The 22,864-nt window shown below is 71.4% G+C and carries 23 protein-coding genes; 15 read left to right on the top strand and 8 right to left on the bottom strand.

What is annotated here, in order from left to right; translation table 11 throughout:
* Positions 1-278: 278 nt before the first annotated feature.
* Positions 279-1,604, bottom strand: coding sequence for a DUF2252 domain-containing protein (locus AC07CM_RS30110; RefSeq protein WP_478879606.1), 1,326 nt, complete (start codon positions 1,602-1,604; stop codon positions 279-281).
* A gap of 248 nt (positions 1,605-1,852) precedes the next feature.
* On the opposite strand from AC07CM_RS30110, the gene dnaE reads away from it, so the two are divergent.
* Positions 1,853-5,392: a DNA polymerase III subunit alpha gene (gene dnaE, locus AC07CM_RS30105; RefSeq protein ID WP_478879605.1), complete on the top strand. Its 3,540-nt coding sequence runs from the start codon at positions 1,853-1,855 to the stop codon at positions 5,390-5,392.
* A gap of 85 nt (positions 5,393-5,477) precedes the next feature.
* Here the strand turns inward: dnaE and AC07CM_RS30100 are convergent, their stop codons facing one another.
* Entirely contained in the window at positions 5,478-5,663 is a 186-nt protein-coding gene (locus AC07CM_RS30100) for a hypothetical protein (RefSeq protein WP_478879604.1), read from the bottom strand.
* A gap of 225 nt (positions 5,664-5,888) precedes the next feature.
* Here AC07CM_RS30100 and AC07CM_RS30095 point away from each other — a divergent pair, with 225 nt between their 5' ends.
* The 4 genes from AC07CM_RS30095 to AC07CM_RS30080 all read left to right on the top strand — a co-directional run bounded on the left by AC07CM_RS30095 (position 5,889) and on the right by AC07CM_RS30080 (position 9,744).
* Positions 5,889-7,109 (top strand): NYN domain-containing protein, encoded by a 1,221-nt coding sequence (locus tag AC07CM_RS30095; RefSeq protein ID WP_478879603.1) that lies wholly within the window; start codon positions 5,889-5,891, stop codon positions 7,107-7,109.
* 59 nt (positions 7,110-7,168) lie between these two features.
* Positions 7,169-8,182 carry an ABC transporter ATP-binding protein gene (locus tag AC07CM_RS30090; RefSeq protein ID WP_478879602.1) on the top strand — a complete coding sequence of 338 codons (1,014 nt, stop codon included), beginning with the start codon at positions 7,169-7,171 and terminating at the stop codon, positions 8,180-8,182.
* Between the two features lie 76 nt (positions 8,183-8,258).
* Entirely contained in the window at positions 8,259-9,080 is an 822-nt protein-coding gene (locus AC07CM_RS30085) for an ABC transporter permease (protein WP_478879601.1), read from the top strand.
* Between the two features lie 34 nt (positions 9,081-9,114).
* Positions 9,115-9,744 carry an AAA family ATPase gene (locus AC07CM_RS30080; RefSeq protein WP_478879600.1) on the top strand — a complete coding sequence of 210 codons (630 nt, stop codon included), beginning with the start codon at positions 9,115-9,117 and terminating at the stop codon, positions 9,742-9,744.
* Between the two features lie 35 nt (positions 9,745-9,779).
* On the opposite strand, the gene ybaK is transcribed toward AC07CM_RS30080, so the two are convergent.
* From ybaK to AC07CM_RS30060, 4 genes are all read right to left on the bottom strand, one after another.
* Positions 9,780-10,280: a Cys-tRNA(Pro) deacylase gene (gene ybaK, locus AC07CM_RS30075; RefSeq protein ID WP_478879599.1), complete on the bottom strand. Its 501-nt coding sequence runs from the start codon at positions 10,278-10,280 to the stop codon at positions 9,780-9,782.
* A 22-nt stretch (positions 10,281-10,302) separates the two neighbouring features.
* Complete coding sequence (locus tag AC07CM_RS30070) at positions 10,303-11,043, bottom strand: LON peptidase substrate-binding domain-containing protein (RefSeq protein ID WP_478879598.1); 741 nt, start codon at positions 11,041-11,043, stop codon at positions 10,303-10,305.
* A gap of 11 nt (positions 11,044-11,054) precedes the next feature.
* Positions 11,055-12,107: a hypothetical protein gene (locus AC07CM_RS30065; RefSeq protein ID WP_478879597.1), complete on the bottom strand. Its 1,053-nt coding sequence runs from the start codon at positions 12,105-12,107 to the stop codon at positions 11,055-11,057.
* Positions 12,108-12,236: 129 nt separating this feature from the next.
* Positions 12,237-13,814 carry an oxidoreductase gene (locus tag AC07CM_RS30060; RefSeq protein WP_478879596.1) on the bottom strand — a complete coding sequence of 526 codons (1,578 nt, stop codon included), beginning with the start codon at positions 13,812-13,814 and terminating at the stop codon, positions 12,237-12,239.
* A 178-nt stretch (positions 13,815-13,992) separates the two neighbouring features.
* Here AC07CM_RS30060 and hisD point away from each other — a divergent pair, with 178 nt between their 5' ends.
* The 10 genes from hisD (at position 13,993) to AC07CM_RS30010 (ending at position 21,712) form a co-directional block, all read left to right on the top strand.
* A complete protein-coding gene (gene hisD / locus AC07CM_RS30055) occupies positions 13,993-15,318 on the top strand; it encodes a histidinol dehydrogenase (RefSeq protein ID WP_478879595.1) in 1,326 nt (441 codons plus the stop codon).
* Positions 15,319-15,326: 8 nt separating this feature from the next.
* Positions 15,327-16,433 (top strand): histidinol-phosphate transaminase, encoded by a 1,107-nt coding sequence (locus AC07CM_RS30050; RefSeq protein ID WP_478879695.1) that lies wholly within the window; start codon positions 15,327-15,329, stop codon positions 16,431-16,433.
* The gene (gene hisB / locus AC07CM_RS30045; protein WP_478879594.1) at positions 16,430-17,032 is read left to right on the top strand and encodes an imidazoleglycerol-phosphate dehydratase HisB; all 603 of its coding nucleotides are present in this window, start codon (positions 16,430-16,432) and stop codon (positions 17,030-17,032) included. The genes AC07CM_RS30050 and hisB overlap by 4 nt, the downstream gene beginning before the upstream one ends.
* Before the next feature lie 4 nt (positions 17,033-17,036).
* Positions 17,037-17,201, top strand: a complete 165-nt coding sequence (locus tag AC07CM_RS30040; protein WP_351247034.1) for a hypothetical protein — start codon at positions 17,037-17,039, stop codon at positions 17,199-17,201.
* On the top strand, positions 17,198-17,839 hold the full coding sequence (gene hisH / locus AC07CM_RS30035) for an imidazole glycerol phosphate synthase subunit HisH (protein WP_478879593.1): 642 nt from the start codon (positions 17,198-17,200) through the stop codon (positions 17,837-17,839). Before AC07CM_RS30040 ends, hisH begins: the two co-directional genes overlap by 4 nt.
* Before the next feature lie 3 nt (positions 17,840-17,842).
* Positions 17,843-18,568 (top strand): bifunctional 1-(5-phosphoribosyl)-5-((5-phosphoribosylamino)methylideneamino)imidazole-4-carboxamide isomerase/phosphoribosylanthranilate isomerase PriA, encoded by a 726-nt coding sequence (gene priA, locus AC07CM_RS30030; protein ID WP_478879592.1) that lies wholly within the window; start codon positions 17,843-17,845, stop codon positions 18,566-18,568.
* On the top strand, positions 18,565-18,969 hold the full coding sequence (locus AC07CM_RS30025) for a RidA family protein (protein WP_478879591.1): 405 nt from the start codon (positions 18,565-18,567) through the stop codon (positions 18,967-18,969). Before priA ends, AC07CM_RS30025 begins: the two co-directional genes overlap by 4 nt.
* The gene (gene hisF, locus AC07CM_RS30020; protein WP_478879590.1) at positions 18,966-19,721 is read left to right on the top strand and encodes an imidazole glycerol phosphate synthase subunit HisF; all 756 of its coding nucleotides are present in this window, start codon (positions 18,966-18,968) and stop codon (positions 19,719-19,721) included. Before AC07CM_RS30025 ends, hisF begins: the two co-directional genes overlap by 4 nt.
* A 135-nt stretch (positions 19,722-19,856) precedes the next feature.
* Positions 19,857-20,444, top strand: coding sequence for an ArsR/SmtB family transcription factor (locus tag AC07CM_RS30015; RefSeq protein WP_478879589.1), 588 nt, complete (start codon positions 19,857-19,859; stop codon positions 20,442-20,444).
* 14 nt (positions 20,445-20,458) lie between these two features.
* Positions 20,459-21,712, top strand: a complete 1,254-nt coding sequence (locus tag AC07CM_RS30010; protein ID WP_478879588.1) for an MFS transporter — start codon at positions 20,459-20,461, stop codon at positions 21,710-21,712.
* 3 nt (positions 21,713-21,715) lie between these two features.
* Here AC07CM_RS30010 and AC07CM_RS30005 read toward each other — a convergent pair whose 3' ends face one another.
* A complete protein-coding gene (locus AC07CM_RS30005; RefSeq protein WP_478879587.1) occupies positions 21,716-22,114 on the bottom strand; it encodes a VOC family protein in 399 nt (132 codons plus the stop codon).
* 14 nt (positions 22,115-22,128) lie between these two features.
* Positions 22,129-22,764, bottom strand: a complete 636-nt coding sequence (locus AC07CM_RS30000; protein ID WP_478879586.1) for a TIGR03085 family metal-binding protein — start codon at positions 22,762-22,764, stop codon at positions 22,129-22,131.
* Positions 22,765-22,864 lie beyond the last annotated feature (100 nt).

Below are 22,864 nucleotides of genomic sequence, written 5' to 3'. Positions count from 1 at the left end.
GACAAGAGACGCCGCCACCCCTCCCCACCCCCCCCCCCCCCCCCCCACGGGGGGGGGGGGAACCCCCCCCCCCCCCCCCCCCCCCCCCCCCCCCCCCCCCCGGCAGCGGGGCCCTGGACAGCAGGACGTGCGACGCGGTGCCGAGCGTCACGACGACGGCCGTGAACAGCGCCGCGCGCACGGCTCTGAGCTGGGTCCCGGATGTGTCCATAGCGAATGCAGAGTGTGTCACGTATGCAAGTAAGGGACCCTTAAAGGGTGCCTGTGAGTGGGGGAAGTTACAGCCCCGGGATCCGGCCGTTGCGGAACAGGTCGACGAAGATCTGGTGGTCGGCACGCGCGCGTGCGCCGTAACCGTGCGCGAAGTCGACCAGGAGCGGCGCGAAGCCCACCTCGTCGGCCGCGAGCGCCGCGTCGATGGCCCGCTCGGTGGAGAACGGCACCAGGGACTCGCCGGAGGTGTCGTCCGCCGCCGCGTGCATGGTGGCCGTGGCCCGGCCCAGGTCGGCGACGACGGCCGCGATCTCCTCCGGGTCGTCGATGTCGCCCCAGTCCAGGTCGACCGCGTAGGGCGAGACCTCGGCGACCAGCTGGCCCGCGCCGTCCAGCTCGGTCCAGCCCAGCCACGGGTCGGCGTGCGCCTGCAGGGCGCGCTGGGAGATCACCGTGCGGTGGCCCTCGTGCTGGAAGTACCCCGCGATCGCCGGGTCCGTGATGTGCCGGGAGACGGCCGGGGTCTGGGCCTGCTTGATGTAGATGACGACGTCGTTCTCCAGGGCGTCGCTGTGGCCCTCCAGCAGGATGTTGTACGAGGGCAGGCCAGCCGAGCCGATGCCGATGCCCCGGCGGCCGACGACGTCCTTCACGCGGTAGGAGTCGGGGCGGGCCAGCGAGGAGTCCGGCAGCGTCTCCAGGTAGCCGTCGAAGGCGGCCAGCACCTTGTAGCGGGTGGCCGCGTCCAGCTCGACGGAGCCGCCGCCCGGGGCGAAGCGGCGCTCGAAGTCGCGGATCTCGGTCATCGAGTCCAGCAGCTCGAAGCGGGTCAGCGAGCGGGCGTCACGCAACGCGTCCAGCAGCGGACCCTGCGCGGTGTCCAGCGTGAACGGCGGCACCTCGTCGCTCTTGGCTCCCGTGGCCAGGGCGTGGATGCGCTCGCGGTAGGCGGCCGCGTAGACGGTCACCAGCTCGGTGATCTGCTCGTCGCTGAGCGCCTTCGCGTACCCGATCAGCGCCACGGAGGCGGCGAAGCGCTTCAGGTCCCAGGTGAACGGGCCGACGTAGGCCTCGTCGAAATCGTTGACGTTGAAGACCAGGCGCCCGTTGGAGTCCATGTAGGTGCCGAAGTTCTCGGCGTGCAGATCGCCGTGGATCCACACCCGCGAGGTGCGGTCGTCCAGGTACGGTCCGCCGCGCTTCTCGGCGTCGAGGTCGTGGTAGAAGAGGGCCGCCGTGCCCCGGTAGAAGGCGAACGCGGAGGCCGCCATCTTCCGGAACTTCACCCGGAACGCGGCCGGGTCGGCGGCCAGGAGCCGGCCGAAGGCGGTGTCGAAGACGGCGAGGATCTCCTCGCCGCGCTGCTCGTCGTTGAGCTGGGGGACCGACATCGCGGGGTGCCTCCTGGTGCGGGACGGGTGGTGCGTGAATGTGCGTGAAGGGGTACGACAGCGCTTCCGCCGTCTTCAACGGGCGACGCCACGCGGGAGTGCCCGGTTCCCGCATGAAGGTACGCGGGGAAGGCCCGCGTGTGTCAGTGCCGGGGCATAGACTTCGACGCTGTCCCCCAGACTGTCCGCAGTCGGTCCGCAGCCGGTCGGAAGATCGTAGACGCCTGTTCGCCTTGGAGGCCGAAACCGTGTCAAAGCCGCCCTTCACGCACCTGCACGTCCACACCCAGTACTCGCTGCTGGACGGTGCCGCGCGGCTCAAGGACATGTTCAACGCCTGCAACGAGATGGGCATGACGCACATCGCCATGTCCGACCACGGCAACCTGCACGGGGCGTACGACTTCTTCCACTCAGCGACGAAGGCCGGAATCACTCCGATCATCGGGATCGAGGCGTATGTCGCCCCCGAGTCCCGGCGTAACAAGCGCAAGATCCAGTGGGGCCAGCCGCACCAGAAGCGGGACGACGTCTCCGGCTCCGGTGGTTACACCCACAAGACGATGTGGGCCGTGAACGGCACGGGTCTGCACAACCTCTTCCGGCTCTCCTCGGACGCGTACGCCGAGGGCTGGCTCCAGAAGTGGCCCCGGATGGACAAGGAGACCATCGCCCAGTGGTCCGAGGGGATCGTGGCCTCCACAGGCTGCCCCTCCGGCGAGCTCCAGACGCGACTGCGCCTCGGCCAGTACGACGAGGCCCTGAAGGCCGCCGCCGACTACCAGGACATCTTCGGCAAGGACCGCTACTTCCTGGAGCTGATGGACCACGGCATCGAGATCGAGCACCGGGTCCGCGACGGCCTCCTCGAGATCGGCAAGAAGCTCGGCATCCCGCCGCTGGTGACGAACGACTCGCACTACACGTACGCGCACGAGGCGACCGCCCACGACGCCCTGCTGTGCATCCAGACCGGCAAGAACCTCTCCGACCCGGACCGCTTCAAGTTCGACGGCACCGGCTACTACCTGAAGTCCACGGACGAGATGTACGCCATCGACTCCTCGGACGCCTGGCAGGAGGGGTGCGCCAACACGCTCCTCGTCGCCGAGATGGTCGACACCACCGGCATGTTCGAGGCCAAGAACCTCATGCCGAAGTTCGACATCCCCGACGGCTACACCGAGGTCACCTGGTTCAAGGAGGAGGTCCGCCGGGGCATGGACCGCCGTTTCCCCGGCGGCGTCCCGGACGACCGGCAGAAGCAGGTCGAGTACGAGATGGACGTCATCATCCAGATGGGGTTCCCGGGCTACTTCCTCGTGGTCGCCGACTTCATCATGTGGGCCAAGAACAACGGCATCGCGGTGGGTCCCGGCCGAGGCTCCGCGGCCGGCTCGATCGTCGCCTACGCCATGGGCATCACCGACCTCGACCCGATCCCGCACGGCCTGATCTTCGAGCGTTTCCTCAACCCCGAGCGCGTCTCCATGCCCGACGTCGACATCGACTTCGACGAGCGCAGGCGCGTCGAGGTGATCAGGTACGTGACCGAGAAGTACGGCGCCGACAAGGTCGCCATGATCGGCACCTACGGCAAGATCAAGGCCAAGAACGCGATCAAGGACTCCGCGCGCGTGCTGGGCTACCCGTACGCCATGGGCGACCGGCTCACCAAGGCGATGCCCGCCGACGTCCTCGGCAAGGGCATCGACCTGAACGGCATCACCGACCCCTCGCACCCGCGCTACAACGAGGCGGGCGAGATCCGCGGGATGTACGAGAACGAGCCGGACGTGAAGAAGGTCATCGACACCGCCAAGGGCGTCGAGGGCCTGGTCCGGCAGATGGGTGTGCACGCCGCCGGCGTCATCATGTCCAGCGAGACCATCACCGAGCACGTCCCCGTGTGGGTGCGGCACACCGACGGCGTGACCATCACGCAGTGGGACTACCCGAGCTGCGAGTCGCTCGGCCTGCTGAAGATGGACTTCCTGGGCCTGCGCAACCTCACGATCATGGACGACGCCGTCAAGATGGTGAAGTCCAACAAGGGGGTCGACATCGACCTCCTGGGCCTCCCGCTCGACGACCCGACGACCTTCGAACTGCTCCAGCGCGGCGACACCCTCGGCGTCTTCCAGTTCGACGGCGGCCCCATGCGCTCGCTGCTGCGTCTGATGAAGCCCGACAACTTCGAGGACATCTCCGCCGTGTCGGCGCTCTACCGGCCGGGCCCGATGGGCATGGACTCGCACACCAACTACGCGCTGCGCAAGAACAAGCTCCAGGAGATCACCCCGATCCACAAGGAGCTGGAGAAGCCCCTCGAAGAGGTCCTGGCCGTCACCTACGGCCTGATCGTCTACCAGGAGCAGGTGCAGAAGGCCGCCCAGATCATCGCCGGCTACTCGCTCGGCGAGGCCGACATCCTCCGCCGCGTGATGGGCAAGAAGAAGCCCGAGGAACTGGCGAAGAACTTCGTCCTCTTCCAGGAGGGCGCACGGAAGAAGGATTACAGCGACGAGGCCATCCAGGCCCTGTGGGACGTGCTGGTCCCCTTCGCCGGCTACGCCTTCAACAAGGCGCACTCGGCCGCGTACGGCCTGGTCTCCTACTGGACCGCCTACCTCAAGGCGAACTACCCCGCCGAGTACATGGCCGCCCTGCTGACCTCGGTCAAGGACGACAAGGACAAGTCGGCGATCTATCTCAACGAGTGCCGCCGCATGGGCATCAAGGTGCTCCCGCCGAACGTCAACGAGTCGGTGCACAACTTCGCCGCCCAGGGCGACGACGTGATCCTCTTCGGCCTCGAAGCGGTGCGCAACGTCGGCACCAACGTGGTCGAGTCGATCATCAAGAGCCGCAAGGCGAAGGGCAAGTACGCCTCCTTCCCCGACTACCTCGACAAGGTCGAGGCGGTCGCGTGCAACAAGCGCACCACGGAGTCGCTGATCAAGGCCGGTGCCTTCGACACCATGGGGCACACCCGCAAGGGCCTCACCGCGCAGTACGAGCCGATGATCGACAACGTGGTCGCGGTCAAGCGCAAGGAGGCCGAGGGGCAGTTCGACCTCTTCGGCGGCATGGGCGAGGAACAGAGCGACGAGCCCGGCTTTGGACTCGACGTGCAGTTCACCGAAGAGGAGTGGGACAAGACCTATCTGCTCGCCCAGGAGCGGGAGATGCTCGGTCTGTACGTCTCCGACCACCCGCTCTTCGGCCTGGAGCACGTGCTGTCCGACAAGGCGGACGCGGGCATCGCCCAGCTCACCGGCGGCGAGCACGCCGACGGCGCGGTCGTCACCATCGGCGGCATCATCTCCGGCCTGCAGCGCAAGATGACCAAGCAGGGCAACGCCTGGGCCATCGCCACCGTGGAGGACCTCGCCGGTTCCATCGAGTGCATGTTCTTCCCGGCCACCTATCAGCTGGTGTCGACCCAACTGGTCGAGGACGCCGTGGTGTTCGTCAAGGGCCGCCTCGACAAGCGCGAGGACGTGCCGCGACTCGTCGCCATGGAGCTGATGGTCCCGGACCTGTCCAACGCGGGCACCAACGCGCCGGTGATCCTCACCATCCCGGCCACCAGGGTCACTCCGCCCATGGTCAGCCGCCTCGGCGAGATCCTCAGCCACCACAAGGGCGACAGCGAGGTCCGCATCAAGCTCCAGGGCCCGCGCAAGACCACCGTGCTGCGCCTGGACCGGCACCGGGTCAAGCCGGATCCGGCGCTGTTCGGCGACCTGAAGGTGCTGCTCGGCCCGTCCTGCCTGGCGGGCTGAGCGGATGACGCGGGAAGGGGCGCACCCGGCAAGGGTGCGCCCCTCCTGCGTGCCTGGGCTTCAACTGCCCAGTGGGCCGGGCTCTTTAGTTGTGGCCGAAGCTCTTCTGCTTCTTACGGGCAACATCCGAGGGACTGCCCTGGACGTGCGCCATCGAGGACTCGTGTTCCTCCGCCGACGGACGCTGCGCGCGCTCCTGCGCGTGCTCGTTCTTGTTCTGCGGAGCGCGGTTCTGCGGGCCGCCCTGCTTGCGGTTCTTGTTCTTGGCCATGGTGATCTGCCTCCTGTGGGGGATCTAGGGGCCAGGGCCGGGACCAGATTCACATACGCTGACATCGGCCGCATGTCGGATAATTACCGTGTGTGACAGGGATGGTGGGCGTGCGAGCGCCGCAAACGCCACGCCGAAGATCGAGTTCGGGCCGTTAACCCCCGCGTGGTCGGGCAGACTCGAAGGAAGTCCGAAGCAAAGCCTCCCGGGAAGAGGGTGAGTCGCGTGGATCGATGCATCGTCCTGGTGGACGCCGGGTATCTGCTGGGAGCCGCCGCCAGCCTCCTCGCCGGTGAGCCCTCCAGGTCCCGGATCACCGTCGACCACACCGCGCTGATCCAGGCCCTGCGCGAACGCGCGGAGTCGGACACCGAGCGCCCGCTGCTGCGCATCTACTGGTTCGACGGCGCCCCCGACCGGGTCCCCCAGCCGGAGCATCGTCGGCTGCGCGTGATGCCCCGCGTCACCGTCCGGCTCGGCGCCCTCACCCGCAGTGACGGACGGTGGGCGCAGAAGGGCGTGGACGCCGCCATGCACGCCGAGCTGACCGAGCTGGCCCGCAACCGCGCCTGCTCCGACATCGTCCTGGTCACCGGCGACGGCGACCTGCTGCCCGGCATGATGGCGGCCAAGGAGCACGGCGTCGCCGTCCACCTGTGGGCCGTACAGGCCGCCGACGGCGACTACAACCAGTCCGAGGACCTGGTCGCCGAGGCCGACGAGCGGCGCGTCCTGGACCGGGCCTGGATCATCCAGGCGGTCCGCGCCAAGGAGCTGACCGGCGTCTGTGCGCCGCCGCCCGTGCCCCGGCCCGAGATCGCCGCGATCCTCTCCGCGCCCCTGCCCGAGTCCGCGCTCGCCGCGGCCGGCGAGCGCCCCGCCGAGGAGGGCGCCCATCCAGCGGCCGCCACCTCGGAGAACGGCGCCCAGGAGCGGGTGTCGGCGCCCAAGGGCGTACCCACCCCGAAGGACCTCGCCGGGCTGCGCGCACCGGGGGCGCAGGCCGTGCAGCATCCGACGACCGCGACCCTCAGGTGGTCCTCCGACAAGGGCTGGGTGGACCGGCCCGGCGTGGTCTCCGAGCCGCCCGAGGTGGCGTCCATGCCGACGCTCGCCCAGCTGACCACCGCCGAGCAGCGGTGGGCCGACCGGGAGGAGGACATCACGACGGTCGGCGGCGACCCGTACGAGGTGGGGCAGGTTTTCGCCCGCCGGTGGATGTCCCGGCTCGGCGACCAGAGCCATCTGCAGCGGCTGTCCACGATGTACCCGCGCATCCCGCACCGCATCGACGGCGAGCTGCTGCGGTACGCCGCCCGGTTCGGGCTGCTCGCCCACAAGGACGACCAGATCGACGAGCACGACCGTTACGCCATCCGGGCGGGATTCTGGCGGGAGGTCGACGTGCCCGCGGCCACCGAGCCGCACGCACCCGCCGCCGACTGAATCCGCGTGGCTGCCCCCAAAGGCGAGTAAAGGCCCCGGACCCCGTAGTCTCGTCCCTTGTGAGTACGCGCGCGGGACAGGCACTTCGGCATGACGAGGTCGTACGCGTGCGCGGGCTCGGCAAGACCTACCCGCCCGTGAAGGGGCGGCGCGGGACGCCGGGCACGCCGGAGGTGCGGGCCACCGACGGCGTGGAACTGGACGTGCGGCGCGGGGAGATCTTCGGGCTGCTCGGGCCGAACGGCGCCGGCAAGTCCACCCTCGTACGGCAGCTCACCGGGCTGCTGCGGCCGGACACCGGCAGCGTCGAGATCCTCGGCCACGACATCGTCAGGCACCCCGAGCGGGCCGCGCGGATCCTCGCCTACCTGGGGCAGGAGTCCTCCGCCCTGGACGAGCTGACCGTCGCGCTCGCCGCCGAGACCACCGGTCGCCTGCGCGGCCTGGACGTACGCCGGGCGCGGGCCGAGCGGGACGCCGTACTCGAGGAACTGGGGCTCACGCCGATCGCCGGGCGGGCGCTGAAGAAGCTGTCCGGCGGACAGCGGCGCCTCGCCTGCTTCGCCGCCGCCCTGGTCGGGGAACGCCCGCTGCTCGTGCTGGACGAGCCGACCACCGGCATGGACCCGGTGGCCCGGCGCGCGGTGTGGGCGGCCGTGGACCGGCGGCGGGCCGAACGCGGTACGACCGTGCTGCTGGTCACCCACAACGTCATCGAGGCCGAGACCGTCCTCGACCGGGTGGCCGTGCTGGACCAGGGCCGGGTCATCGCCTGTGACACCCCGGCCGGGCTGAAGGAACAGGTGTCCGGCGAGGTCCGGGTGGAGCTGGTGTGGCGGGAGCGGGCGCCGCTGGAGGTGCCCGAGGTCGCCGGCCTGCGCGAGCGGGCCGTGGAGTCCGGGCGGCGCTGGACGCTCCGGCTCGCTCCGGAGGAGGCCCGGGCCGCCGTCGCCACGGTGACCGGTGGAGCCGCCTTCGCCGCCCTGGACGACTTCACACTCGCCACGCCCAGCCTGGAGGACGTGTACCTGGCGCTGGGCGGGGCCGCACGAGCGGGGCTGGTGAAGGCGTGAGCACGACAGTCGTCGCAGCCGTATGGTCCCTGTGGAACGGTGGCCCGGCCGCCGTGGGGAAGAGGAGCAGGTCGTCGTGAGTGTCGTACCCGCGGAGGTTCTGCCGGGAGGGGCCCGGGGCGTGCCGGAGGCGGCCCGGCCCGCGGCCGAGCTCGGCCCGCCCGCGCGGCTGTGGCCGTCGCTGGTGGCCGTCTACCGGGCGCAGCTGTCCCGGGCCCGGGTGGCGCGCATCCCGCTGCTGTTCGTGGCGACCTTCCAGTCCGTCGGCATCGCCGTGATGATGCGCGGTGTCGTCGACAGCGGCGCTGAGGCCCGGATCGTGGTGGCGGGCTCCTCGGTGCTCGTCGTCGCGTACGTCGCGCTCAATCTGCTGTCGCAGTACTTCGGGCACCTGCGGGCCAGCGGCGGGCTCGACCACTACGCCACGCTGCCGGTGCCGCCCGCGGCGGTGGTGCTGGGCGCCGCGGCGGCGTACGCCTCGTTCACCGTGCCCGGGACGTTGGTGACCGCCGTCTTCGGGTGCGTGCTGTTCGGGCTGCCGTTGTCCAACCTGTGGATCCTGGTGGCCGTGATCCCGCTCGCCGGAGCCGCGCTGTCCGGGCTCGGCGCCGCCTGCGGGCTGCTCGCGCCGCGGCCCGAGCTGGCGACGCTGCTCGGTCAGCTGGGCATGTCGGCGGCGCTGCTGCTGGGGGTGCTGCCGCCCGACCGGATGCCGGAGATCGTACGGCTGGCCCGGGACCTGCTGCCCTCGACCTACGGCGTGGAGGCATACGCGCGGACCTTCGGGGCACACCCCGACTGGGCCGTCGTCCTTGCTGACCTGGGGGTGTGCGCGGGTGTCGGAGTGGTCTCGCTGGCCGTGGCGACCTGGGCGTACCGCCGGGCCGCCGTCCGGTGACGCGGCCCGCAGCACGACCTGGCACGATATTCAGGTGACCGCACCGCTGACTCCGCCGCCGCACGACGACTCCCCGCACCACGTCTGGCAGGCACCGCCGCCTGCCGGGGCGCCGGTCGCGGGCTGGTACGAACAGGACGGCCCTGGGATGAAGACCGAAGTGCGTGACGCCGCCCTGATCACGTTGGCGTCGGCGGTCGGCGGGGTGCTGCTGGGACTCCTGTGGTGGTGGCTGGCGCCGCATGTGCCGCTGGTCGGTGACCAGGTCGACAAGAGCTGGGTCGTCTATCTGAAGGACACCGAGGGGGAGCAGGCGATCGGGGTGGACGGAACGTTCGCGCTGCTCGGGCTGGTCTTCGGGGCCGTCAGCGCGATCGTCGTGTTCCTGCTGCGGCGGCGTGGGGGCGTGCCGGTCGTCGTGGCCCTGGGCCTCGGCGGGCTGCTCGGGTCCTTCCTGGCGTGGCGGCTGGGCGTGTGGCTGGGCCCCGGGTCCGATGTGATCGCTCACGCGAAGGCGGTGGGGAAGGGGGTCACCTTCTCGGCGCCGCTGAAGCTGGGGGCGAAGGGTGCGCTGCTGGCCTGGCCGCTGGCCGGGTTGCTGGTGCATCTCGGGCTCACGGCGCTGTTCGGGCCCCGGGACCCCGAGGTGCCGTACGCGGGCTGACCGGAGTGGGCCGGCTTCGGCCGGTGCGGAGGATCTCAGCCGCGGCCGATCGGGGCCAGTACCGCGTCCGTCAGGGCTGTGAGGTCGGTGGGGGTCAGTTCGACCTCCAGGCCCCTGCGGCCGGCCGAGATGCAGATCGTGTCGTGGGAGGCCGCCGAGTCGTCCAGGACCGTGGGGAGCTTCTTGCGCTGACCGAGGGGGGAGATGCCGCCACGGACGTAGCCCGTGGTTCGCTCCGCGAGGGTGGGGTCGGCCATGGTGGCCCGCTTGCCGCCCACCGCCGCGGCCAGGGCCTTGAGGTCCAGCGTGCCGGACACCGGGACCACCGCCACCGTCAGGGCGCCGTCCACGTCGGCCACCAGAGTCTTGAAGACCCGGTCGGGGGAGACGCCCATCGCCTCCGCCGCCTCCTCGCCGTACGAAGGATGGGCGGGGTCGTGGTCGTAGGAGTGCAGGGTGAAGCCCACGCCCGCCGCCGTCAGGGACACCGTCGCCGGGGTGCCTACGGACTGCTGCTTCTTCGACTTCTTCGCCATCGGGGTGTCGGCCTCGGTTCGCTCAGTTCTGGCTGGTCGGCGTCCGCGTCAGCTCGAACGCGGGCAACGACGGCAGACTACGGATGATGGACGTCTCCGAGCGAAGGAGTTTCAGCTCGTCGCGGAGGCGGGAGGCGGTGTCCGGCGCCTGGAGGAGGCGCTGCTTGGTCGGGGTGTCCAGGACCATCGCCGCCGCCACCAGGTAGGAGACCACCGAGGGGTCGTCCGGCAGGTCGGCGCCCGTCGACAGCGAGCGCTCACGGGCGCCCGCGAGGCGCTTCTGGTACTGCCGGAAGGCGCGCAGGACGCCCTCGGCCAGCGCGCCCGCCTCGTCGCCGGGGTCCTCCGGCAGCTCCTCCAGCTCCGCGGTCAGGAACGGGCCCGACGTGTCCACGGACAGCAGCCGCACCCGGGTCGTCCCGGTCGCCAGCACCTCGAAGGTGCCGTCGGCGCGCTCCCGGATGGTCGCCGCGTCCGCCACGCAGGCCACGCCGTGGAAGGACTTCAGCGGGTCGGCGCCGAAGCCGGCGGCCGGGCCCCGCTCGGGCTGTGCGGTCGGATCCGGCATGCCCGGGGCGCTCGGCGCCACCTCGTGGCCGTCGCGGATCGCCACGACGGCGAACCGGCGCGGCTCGTCCTCGGGGGTCTTCAGCAGCTCGCGCATCATGGCGCGATAGCGCTCCTCGAAGATGTTCAGGGGCAGCACGAGCCCGGGGAACAGCGCCGAGTTCAGCGGAAATAGGGGCAGACGGACGGTGGTCACGGCGCCCCAGCCTAATGGTCGGGAACGGCTGCTCGGCCGCGGTGGTCGTTCCGCGGTCGCGGGGGCGGCGCCGCCAGCTCGCTCAGGGTGGCGCGGGGAGCGCCCGTCAGGAGTGCCTCGCGCAGCCGCAGGAAGTGCCCCAGCGGGTCGTCGGAGAACCGGTCCCAGGGGAAGGACGTGGCGTACGGGCCGATCCGGCGCAGCTCGGTCCGGGCCTCCTCCCAGCGTTCCAGCCGTACGAGGACGTAGACCAGCTTGTTGCGGACCTCGGCGGGCCAGGGGGCGGCTGCCGGGAAGCGGCCGGAGAGCGCGACCGCCCGGTCGGCCGCCGCCTCCAGCCGCTCGCCGGGCACCTCGGGTCCGCAGCCGTCGGTGAGGTAGGCGAAGGCCGCGCGGGCCGGGAGCGCCTGGACGAGGGAGTCGGCGGGGGCGTCCTGCGCGGCCAGGTCGGCGAAGTCGAAGCACTCGCTGTGCGAGCCGTGCCAGAAGGTGCCCAGGTAGCGCAGGGCGGCCACGTGGCAGCCGTAGTGGTGCGGGGCCCGCCGGATCGCCGCCTCCCACAGCTCCTCGAAGTAGCGGTGCCCGGCGAGGGAGCCGCGCGCGTGGTCGAGCGCGATCCGCCAGGGCACCGGGTCGCGGTCCTCGGCGCGGGCGGCGGCCGTGATCAGCGGGCTCACCTCGCGCAGCAGCTCGGCGCGGGCCGGCGAGGGCCAGGCGCGGTCCACCGCGAGCTGGGCGTGGAGGAGGGCCGCGTCGGGGTCGTCCGGGGCGGCCGCGCGCCACTCCTCGAACCACTCGGGGCGTGAGCGGGCGAAGGCGGCGAGCCGTTTGGTGTACCGGTCGCGGTTCTCCCACTCGGCGGCGGCGCGGGTGGTGGCGAGCAGGGCGGCGGCGGCGCCGTACTCGCCCCGGCCGGCCGCGACCAGCGCGGGGGAGAGGCGTTCGTCGGGCGCGTCGAGGACGGCCTCGTCGCCGGCCTGTGGTGGGGCGGCGGGGCGCGAGGTACGTCGGGTCATCCGGGTGGGGCGGAGGAACGCCGGCAGCAGAGCCATGGTGTTGACCATTGAAAGACCGCAGGTCGGGCCTGCGCCAGAGGGTCGGGGCAACTTGTCGAAGGTTGTACGCCACACGGTCAAGGACGGGTAAAGGGTGATGGTTCAACCATTGTGGCGCACCTGCCGGCGAATCGGGCGTCAGCTCCGCCGCAGCAGCCGGGTCGCCCCCGCCGCCACCGTGGTTGCCAGGATCCAGCCCAGTATGATCATCGCCGCCGCCAGCCACTGCCAGCCGCCGCGCAGCTGCCACTGGCCGACCTGGCCCAGGTCGATCACCGGCAGCAGCAGGTCCAGCGTGAACAGGGCGGGGCTCCAGGTCGGATGGCCGCCGGAGTTCATCGGCGGATGGGCCGCGTGCGAGAAGGCAAGCGTGCCCGCCGCCCACAGCACCGCCATCCACACCGCGGCCCGGCCCGGCCGGTAGCCGTACGCCACCACCCAGTCCTGCACGAAGCCCCAGCACTTGGCGGCGGGCGGCAGCGTCTCACGGCGCCGGCGCTGCTTGGCGAGCAGCACCTCGCGGGCGTCCTCGTCCTCCCCGGCCGCGCGCAGCACCGCCGCCAGCCGCTCGTACGGCTCCGGGTTGTACTCGGCGGTGGCCGCCGCCACCCAGTCCAGGCGCCGGGTCAGCGGGAACGGCCCCCGCGGGACCAGGCTCTCGTAGGCGAACCCGCCCATGTGCAGACTGCCCGGGCCGGGCCAACTGGCCGCGCGGTCCACCAGGTTGACGATCCGGGCACCGGACAGCAGCACCTGGCCGCGCTGCGGAGCGTCCCCGAGGAAGCGCAGCTCCGGCGTCTGCACCCGGCGCAGCGACAGCACCTGGTCGTCGGTGAGGACGAACCGGGCCCGCTCCAGGTCGACGGCGTCCCCGAACCGCCCGTCGTCCAGCCGCACCCCGCCCTGGCACTCGAAGCGCTGGATCCGCGTCCCGCGCGCGGGAGTCGTGCCGCTCAGCAGCGGGTTGCCCACGCCGGCCGGGGTCAGGTACAGGGTGCGCTCCACCGTCAGCTGGGGTGCGTTCAGGGCCAGGCGGGAGTACGGGTTGGCCAGTTTCGCCCCTCGCAGGCTCAGCGACACGCCGACCTTGGCGCTGCGCAGGCTCAGCTCGCCGTGCGACTCCAGCAGCTCCGCCTGCAGGTCCTGGCCCACGGTCATGCCGTCCGCGGCGATCGAGCGGCCACTGCGGTCGCGGTACACGATCGCCTGGTTGAGCAGCAGGTCCGTGCCGATGTGGGCGTCGGTCAGCCGGACCCCGTTCTGGAAGCGGCAGCGCGGCAGGTGCAGATCGCCCTCGGTGTGCACCCGGGCCGCCTCCAGGCGCGGCACCGCGCAGTCCACCAGGCGCACCGTGGTGAACCGGGCCTCGGGCAGGAGGATCTGGTCGTCGAAGCGGCAGTCGCGCATCTCCACGTACGGAGTGACCGTGCCACCCGCCAGGTCCAGCGTGCCGGTGACCCGCACGCCGACCAGTTTCAGCGCGGAGACCCGGCCCGCGAGCGCGGGCGGCCCGTCCAGCAGCAGCCAGCAGACGATCCGCGCCCTGACGCTCCGCTCGGGCCCCCAGGGATGCCCGCCGTGCGGATCGTCCACGGCGGCGTCCCCGCTGCTGAGGTCGTACACGCTGCCGTTGCGGAAGGCCTGCCACATGCCCGCCTCGGCCGCGGTCAGGTCGTCCGGCAGGTCCCCGGTGCGGATGCCTGCCCCTTCGGTCACCGCTTTCCCTGCCTCCCCGCCTACTCGTGAGTCACCTGCGTCGTACAGCTGTTCATGCCCGGTGCGTGACGCCCGGAACACTAGACGTGAAGGCGATCTTCCGAGTTCCGGCCAGGTTCTGTATCAGCCATTGATACGCGCGGACGGCTCCCGATGCCGGTCTGAGAGAATTGACCCTGTGATTTCCCGAATCGATCTGCGCGGCGACGCCCTTCCCGAGGGCCCCGCCCTGCGCGACCTGCTGCCCCGAGCCGACTTCGACGTTCAGGCCGCCCTGGAGAAGGTGCGTCCGATCTGCGAGGCCGTGCATCATCGTGGCGACGCGGCGCTGATCGACTTCGCCGAGAAGTTCGACGGAGTACGGCTGGAATCCGTCCGTGTCCCGGCCCAGGCCCTCACCGACGCCCTCCAGGCCCTCGACCCGGCCGTGCGCGCGGCCCTGGAGGAGTCCATCCGCCGGGCCCGCCTGGTCCACCGCGAACAGCGCCGCACCACGCACACCACCCAGGTCGTGCCCGGCGGATCCGTGACCGAGAAGTGGGTGCCGGTCGAGCGCGTCGGGCTGTACGCGCCGGGCGGCCGGTCCGTCTACCCCTCGTCCGTGATCATGAACGCCGTACCGGCCCAGGAGGCCGGCGTCGCGTCCATCGCGCTCGCCTCCCCGCCCCAGGCCGAGTTCGGCGGGCTGCCGCACCCGACGATCCTCGCCGCGTGCGCCCTGCTCGGCGTGGACGAGGTCTACGCGGCCGGTGGCGCCACCGCCGTCGCGATGTTCGCGCACGGCACCGAGTCCTGCCCGCCCGCCAACATGGTCACGGGTCCGGGCAACATCTGGGTGGCCGCCGCCAAGCGCTACTTCACCGGCAGGATCGGCATCGACGCCGAGGCCGGACCCACCGAGATCGCGATCCTCGCCGACGACACCGCCGACCCGGTGCACGTGGCCTCCGACCTGATCAGCCAGGCCGAGCACGACCCGCTGGCCGCGGCCGTGCTGGTCACCGACTCGGTCGAGCTGGCCGAGGCGGTGGAGAAGGAGCTGGAGCCGCAGGTCGCGGCCACCAAGCACATCGAGGACCGGATCGTGCCGGCGCTGAAGGGCAGGCAGTCCGCGATCGTGCTGGTCGACGGCATCGAGGAGGGCCTGCGGGTGGTCGACGCCTACGGCGCCGAGCACCTGGAGATCCAGACCGCCGACGCGGCCGCCGTGGCCGACCGCGTGAAGAACGCGGGCGCGATCTTCATCGGCCCCTGGGCGCCCGTCTCGCTGGGCGACTACGCGGCCGGGTCCAACCACGTCCTGCCCACCGGCGGCTGCGCCTGTCACTCCTCGGGCCTGTCCGTCCAGTCCTTCCTGCGCGGCATCCACGTCGTCGACTACACGAAGGACGCGCTGGCCGAGGTCGCGCACCACGTGGTGACGCTGGCGGAGGCGGAGGACCTGCCCGCGCACGGCGCGGCGATCAAGGCGAGGTTCGGCTGGAAGGTCCCCGAGAGCAAGTGACTGAGCAAGTGACCGGCATCGACGATCTCCCCGTACGAGACGAACTGCGTGGCAAGTCCCCCTACGGCGCGCCCCAGCTGGACGTCCCCGTACGGCTGAACACCAACGAGAACCCCTACCCGCTGCCCGAGCCGCTGGTCGAGCGGATCGTGGAGCGGGTGCGGGAGGCCGCCCGCGACCTGAACCGCTACCCGGACCGGGACGCGGTACAGCTGCGCACCGAGCTGGCCAAGTACCTGACGAAGACGGGCAAGTACCCGCTCGCCATCGAGAACGTCTGGGCCGCCAACGGCTCCAACGAGGTCATCCAGCAGCTGCTGCAGACCTTCGGCGGACCGGGCCGGACGGCCATCGGCTTCGAGCCCTCGTACTCGATGCACGCTCTCATCGCGCGCGGCACGGGCACGGGCTGGATCTCGGGTCCGCGCAACGAGGACTTCACGATCGACCTCGCCGCCGCCGAGCGTGCCATCGCCGAGCACCGGCCCGACGTCGTCTTCATCACCACCCCCAACAACCCCACCGGCAACGCCGTTCCGCCGGAGACGGTCCTCGCGCTGTACGAGGCGGCCCAGGCGGCCAAGCCGTCGATGGTGATCGTGGACGAGGCCTACATCGAGTTCAGCCACGGCGACTCGCTGCTGCCGCTGCTGGCGGGCCGGCCCCACCTGGTCGTCTCCCGCACCATGTCGAAGGCCTTCGGCGCGGCGGGCCTGCGCCTCGGCTACCTCGCCGCCGACCCGGCGGTCGTCGACGCAGTACAGCTCGTACGGCTGCCCTACCACCTGTCGGCGATCACCCAGGCGACCGCGCTGGCCGCCCTGGAGCACACCGACACGCTGCTCGGTTACGTGGAGCAGCTGAAGTCGGAGCGGGACCGGCTGGTCGCCGAGCTGCGCGCGAGCGGCTACGACGTCATCGAGTCCGACGCGAACTTCGTGCAGTTCGGCCGGTTCGAGAGCGCCCACGAGGCCTGGCGGAAGATCCTCGACCGGGGCGTCCTGGTCCGTGACAACGGCGTACCGGGGTGGCTGCGGGTCTCCGCCGGGACCCCCGAAGAGAACGACGCGTTCCTCGACGCGGTACGTGACTTGAAGAAGGAGCTGGACGCATGACTCGCGACGGTCGCGTCGGAAGAATCGAGCGCACCACCAAGGAGACCTCGGTCCTGGTCGAGATAGACCTCGACGGCACCGGGCGGACCGACATCAAGACGGGCGTCGGCTTCTACGACCACATGCTCGACCAGCTCGGCCGGCACGGCCTGTTCGACCTGACCGTGAAGACCGACGGCGACCTGCACATCGACTCCCACCACACCATCGAGGACACCGCCCTCGCGCTCGGCGCCGCCTTCAAGCAGGCCCTCGGCGACAAGGTGGGGATCTACCGCTTCGGCAACTGCACGGTCCCGCTGGACGAGTCCCTCGCCCAGGTCACGGTCGACCTGTCCGGCCGCCCCTACCTGGTGCACACCGAGCCCGAGAACATGGCGCCGATGATCGGCGAGTACGACACCACGATGACCCGGCACATCCTGGAGTCCTTCGTCGCCCAGGCCCAGATCGCGCTGCACGTGCACGTGCCCTACGGGCGCAACGCGCACCACATCGTGGAGTGCCAGTTCAAGGCCCTGGCCCGGGCGCTGCGCTACGCCAGCGAGCGCGACCCGCGCGCGGCGGGCATCCTCCCCTCCACGAAGGGCGCGCTGTAACCCCATGAATGGTCTCTCGACCCTCCTGATCGTCGTCGGCCTCTTCCTCGTCGGCGGCATCATCTCCTTCGTCAAGCAGAAGATGCCCACGAGCCTCGTCGTGCTGCTCTCGATCGGCGCGGGCCTGTGCCTCGTCGCGGGCGTCATGCGGCTGGAGGTGTGGAATTGAGCGCCACCAAGCGAGTGGTCGTCTTCGACTACGGTTTCGGCAACGTCCGGTCCGCCGAACGCGCCCTCGCGCGCGTGGGGGCCGACGTCGAGATAACGCGCGACTTCGACAGGGCGATGAACGCCGACGGCCTCCTGGTGCCGGGCGTCGGCGCCTTCGCCGCCTGCATGCAGGGGCTGCGCGCGGCCCGCGGTGACTGGATCGTGGACCGCCGGCTGTCCGGCGGGCGGCCGGTGATGGGCATCTGCGTCGGCATGCAGATCCTGTTCGCGCGCGGCATCGAGCACGGCGTGGAGGCCGAGGGCCTGGACGAGTGGCCCGGCACGGTCGAGCCGCTCCAGGCGGACATCGTGCCCCACATGGGCTGGAACACCGTCGAGGCCCCCGCCGGCTCGGAGCTGTTCGCGGGCCTGGATCCGGAAGCCCGCTTCTACTTCGTGCACTCGTACGCGGTCCACGACTGGACCCTGGAGACCCACAACCCGGTGATCGAGTCCCCCCGGGTCACCTGGTCGACGCACGGCAAGCCCTTCGTGGCCGCCGTGGAGAACGGCGCCCTGTGGGCCACCCAGTTCCACCCCGAGAAGTCCGGCGACGCCGGAGCCCAGCTCCTCACCAACTGGATCGGAACCCTGTAGACCATGGCCAAGCTCGAACTCCTCCCCGCCGTCGACGTCCGTGACGGCCAGGCCGTCCGCCTCGTGCACGGTGAGTCCGGGACCGAGACGTCCTACGGCTCCCCGCTCGAGGCCGCGCTCGCCTGGCAGCGCTCGGGCGCCGAGTGGCTGCACCTGGTCGACCTCGACGCCGCCTTCGGCACGGGCGACAACCGGGAGCTGATCGCCGAGGTCGCGAGGGCGATGGACATCAAGGTGGAGCTGTCCGGCGGCATCCGCGACGACGACACCCTCGCCGCCGCCCTCGCCACCGGCTGCACCCGGGTGAACCTCGGCACCGCCGCCCTGGAGACCCCCGAGTGGGTCGCCAAGGTGATCGCCGAGCACGGCGACAAGATCGCGGTCGGCCTGGACGTGCGCGGCACCACCCTGCGCGGCCGCGGCTGGACCCGCGACGGCGGCGACCTCTACGAGACGCTGGCGCGCCTCGACAAGGAGGGCTGCGCCCGCTACGTCGTCACCGACATCGCCAAGGACGGCACCCTGCAGGGCCCGAACCTGGAGCTGCTGAAGAACGTCTGCGCGGCCACCGACCGTCCGGTCGTGGCCTCCGGCGGCGTGTCGTCGCTGGACGACCTCCGCGCCATCGCCGAGCTGGTACCCCTCGGTGTCGAGGGGTCCATCGTCGGGAAGGCCCTGTACGCGAAGGCGTTCACCCTGGAAGAGGCCTTGGAGGCTGTGTCGTCATGACGTCCGAAGCCGTGCGGCGCGTGCAGAGCGGAAGTCCCTGGGAAGAGAGTTTCGGATTCGCGCGCGCCGTCGCGGCGGGTGACCGGGTGCTGGTGGCCGGCACGACGTCCTTCAAGGGCACCGTGCTGTACGGGGAGGGCGACCCCTACGAACAGGCCAAGGTGGCCTTCACCAGCGCGCTGGAGGCGATCGCGGAGTTCGGGCTCGGTCCCGAGTCGGTGCTCCGGACCAGGATGTACCTGACCCACGCGCGCGACGTGGACGCCGCGGGCCGGGCCCACAAAGAGGTCTTCGACGCGGTGCGCCCGGTCTCCACCCTGCTGGTCGTCGAGGGCTTCGTCGACCCGCGCATCCTGGTGGAAGTGGAACTAGAAGCATTCAGAGGAGCCGTGACCTCATGACCCTGGCGGTCCGAGTCATCCCCTGCCTGGACGTGGACAACGGCCGGGTCGTCAAGGGTGTCAACTTCCAGAACCTGCGCGACGCGGGCGACCCCGTCGAGATGGCCAAGGTGTACGACGCCGAGGGCGCCGACGAGCTGACGTTCCTGGACATCACCGCGTCCTCGGGCAACCGCGAGACGACGTACGACGTGGTGCGCCGCACCGCGGAGCAGGTGTTCATCCCGCTGACCGTCGGCGGCGGTGTCCGCACGGCCGAGGACGTGGACAAGCTGCTGCGGGCGGGCGCCGACAAGGTGGGCGTGAACACCGCGGCCATCGCCCGCCCGGACCTGATCCGCGAGATCGCCGAGCGCTTCGGCCGGCAGGTGCTGGTGCTGTCGGTCGACGCGCGGCGCACCGAGTCGGGCTCGTTCGAGGTGACGACCCACGGCGGCCGCAAGGGCACCGGCATCGACGCCGTCGAGTGGGCCCACCGGGCCGCCGAGCTGGGCGCCGGGGAGATCCTGCTCAACTCCATGGACGCGGACGGCACCAAGGACGGCTACGACCTGGAGATGATCGCGGCCGTCCGCAAGCACGTCACCGTCCCGGTGATCGCCTCCGGAGGCGCGGGCAGGCTGGACCACTTCCCGCCGGCCATCGGGGCGGGTGCCGACGCGGTCCTGGCCGCCTCCGTCTTCCACTTCGGGGACCTGCGCATCGGCCAGGTGAAGCAGACTCTGCGGGAGGCGGGGCACCCGGTACGGTGACGCCGCGCTGAGCGTCGGCCCCGGTCGCCCGATGGGGTGGCCGGGGCTCTCTCATGCACGGACGCGATCAGATGCGAAAGAGAAGTTGCGCAATATTCGTTGTGCAATTTTTCTTTCGCATCTAGAGTCGTGAGCATGGCAAGCAAGGAACAGCGGCAGATCACGGACCTCGGCACCCTCAAGGCGCTGGCCCACCCGCTGCGCATGAAGCTCTACCGGCTGCTGTTCGTGGCCGAGGCCGCGACCGCCTCGCAGCTCGCCGAGCAGGTCGACGAGGCCGTCTCGCTCGTCAGCTACCACCTGCGCAAGCTCGCCGAGCACGGCCTGGTCGAGGAGGCCGAGCAGCGCAGCGCCGACGCCCGGGAGCGCTGGTGGCAGCCGGCCACGGGCGGCGTCTCCATCCGCGACAAGGACTTCCGGGACGCGCCGGAGAAGGCCGCCGCCCATCTCGCGGCCTCCCGGCTCTTCCAGGAGCAGCGCTCCGAGATGTACCGCACCTACCTCGACGAGCGTGCGCAGTGGGGCCGGGAGTGGAACGAGGCGTCCTCCGACTCCGAATCGCTGCTGCGGCTGACACCCGCCGAACTGGCCGAGATGAAGCGTGAACTGCTCGACGTGATCAAGCGGTACGACGAGCGGGCCCGCGGCCGCGAGGCCGCAGGCGACGCCCGGAAGCGCGAGCACGTCGCGCTGCACGTGTACGGCTTCCCGTTCCGCGTCTGAGAAGGGCCCCTTCCGTGACCGACAGCCTCATACCCACGGCCCCCGTCGCCGAGGACCGCCCCGCCCACCGCGACCCCAACGTCCGGCGCTGGCTCGGCGCCTACACCGCCTCGATGCTGGGCGACAGCATCTACTACGTCGCCCTGTCCTGGGCCGCCGTCCAGGCCGGCACCCCCGCCGAGGCCGGTGTCGTGATGTCGGTCAGTGCCGTGCCGAGGGCCGTGCTGATGCTCGGCGGGGGAGTCCTCGCCGACCGGCTGGGCCCGCGCCGCGTCGTCATCGGCAGCGACGCCGTGCGCTGCGCCGCCGTCCTCGCGGTGGCCGCCCTGCTGTTCGTCACCAGCCCCGGGCTGTGGCCGCTCGCCCTGCTGGCCCTTGTCTTCGGCACCGTCGACGCCGTGTTCATGCCCGCCGTGGGCGCACTCCCGGCGAGGATCACCGGCAAGGCACAGCTCGCCCGGGTGCAGGGCCTGCGCGGCCTCGCGATCCGGTTCGCGAGCGTCGTCGGGGCCCCGCTCGGCGGCCTGGGCGTGGCGGCCGGCGGCGCGTCGGCCGCGTTCGCCCTCGCGGGACTGCTCATCGCGGTGTCGGTGCCCCTGCTGTGCTCCGTACGGGTCCGGGAGCTGCCGGCGGACGACCGGTCCGGCGCCCGGGGAACGACGCCCTGGCGGGATCTCCGGGCCGGTCTGCGCCATGTCCGCGGCCACCGCGTCCTGGCCCCGCTGATGCTCGCCATCGCCCTCGGCGACTTCGGCTTCGTCGGACCGCTCAACGTCGGTCTCACCCTGCTCGCCGACCACCGCGGCTGGGGTGCCTCGGGCATGGGCTCGGTGCTGGCCGGGTTCGGCGTCGGCGCGGGCGCCGCCTCGCTGCTGCTGACCGTCCGGGGCCGGCTGCCGCGCGCCGGACTGGTCGCCGCGTACGCCATCCTGGCGGGCTCCGTCGCGATCGGCGCCCTCGCCTACGTCCCGAGCCTCGGCGCGGCCATCGCGGTGGCCCTCCTCATCGGGCTCCTCGCCGGGCTCAGCGGCGCCATGTGCGGGGCCCTGCTGCAGACCCAGGCCGACCCCGCCTACCTCGGCCGGGTCACGGCCCTCTCCAGCCTGGTCAGCCTCGGACTCGCCCCGCTGAGCATGCCCTTCGCGGCCGCCGCGATCGGGACCTGGGGCCTCGGACCGGTGTTCGTCGGCAGCGCGGCCGTCTGCGGGCTCGGCGGGGTCGTCGCCCTGTGCGTCCCCGGTCTGCGCCGCGCCGAACTCCCGGGCTGAGGCTCACCCCTTCGGCTGGGTGAGCTGCACCAGATTGCCGACCGTGTCGTCGAACACCGCCGCCAGCACCGGCCCCTGCTCCTGCGGCGGATGCGTGAACCGGACACCCAGGCCGCGCAGGCGGTCGTACTCGGCGCGCAGGTCGTCCACGGAGAAGACGATGCAAGGGATCCCCGCCTCGTACAGCGCCGTGCGGTACGGCTCCGCGATGGGGCCCTCGCCGGGCTCCAGCAGCAGCTGGAGGTCGGGCTGGGCGCCCTCGGCCGCCCCTACCGTGACGAACAGCGTGCCGCCGCCCAGGTCCATGTGCAGCCGGGTCTCGAAACCCAGGACGTCCGTGTAGAAGGCGTGCGCCTTCACCACGTCGTCCACGAACACGCTCGTCATCGCGACCTTGATCACGGCGAGTCCTCTCCTCAGATACCCAGTTGCCTCGACTCGTGCAGCCGGGTGATCGCGTCCGCCTCGCCGTCCAGCTCCACCTTGGCGGCGCTCTGCCGGCCGAAGACGAACATCAGCAGCTCCGACGGCTCCCCGGTCGCCGTGACCACCGGAGTACCCCGATGGGCGACCGCCGTCTGGCCGTCCGGGCGGCGCAGCACGAGACCGGTCGGCACCCCCCGGCCCACCAGCCGCGCGGTGCGCTCCAGCCGCGACCACAGGGCGTCCTGGAACACCGGGTCCAGCTCGCGCGGGCTCCAGTCCGGCTGGGCGCGGCGGACGTCCTCGGTGTGGACGTAGAACTCGACGATGTTGGCCGCCTCGTCGATCTGCTTGAGCTGGAAGGGCGAGAAGCGCGGCGGGCCGGTACGGATCAGCTGGATGAGTTCCTCGTACGGCTTCGCGGTGTACTCGGCCGTCACCTTCTCGAGGCGCGGCGCCAGCGGCTTGATCAGGGTTCCCCCGGCGGCGTCCGGCCGGCGCTCGCGAACCACCACGTGCGCGGCGAGGTCCCGGGTCCGCCAGCCTTCGCAGAGGGTCTCGGCGTCCGGACCGACGGTTTCCAAGAGGTCGGCGAGCAGGAGCCGTTCACGCTTGGCGAAGGTCGACATGCTGTCAGCCTACGACCCCGTACCGGGTCCGCCCAGCAGGCACCGGCCGTACGGTCCCCGGCGCGTCCGGCCCGTGGACACGCACCGTCACTGTCGGTCC

The sequence above is a fragment of the Streptomyces sp. NPDC044061 genome, from assembly GCF_056434305.1.
The sequence above is the reverse complement of the archived record's forward strand: the minus strand, read 5'-3'. Positions and strand labels throughout refer to the sequence as shown.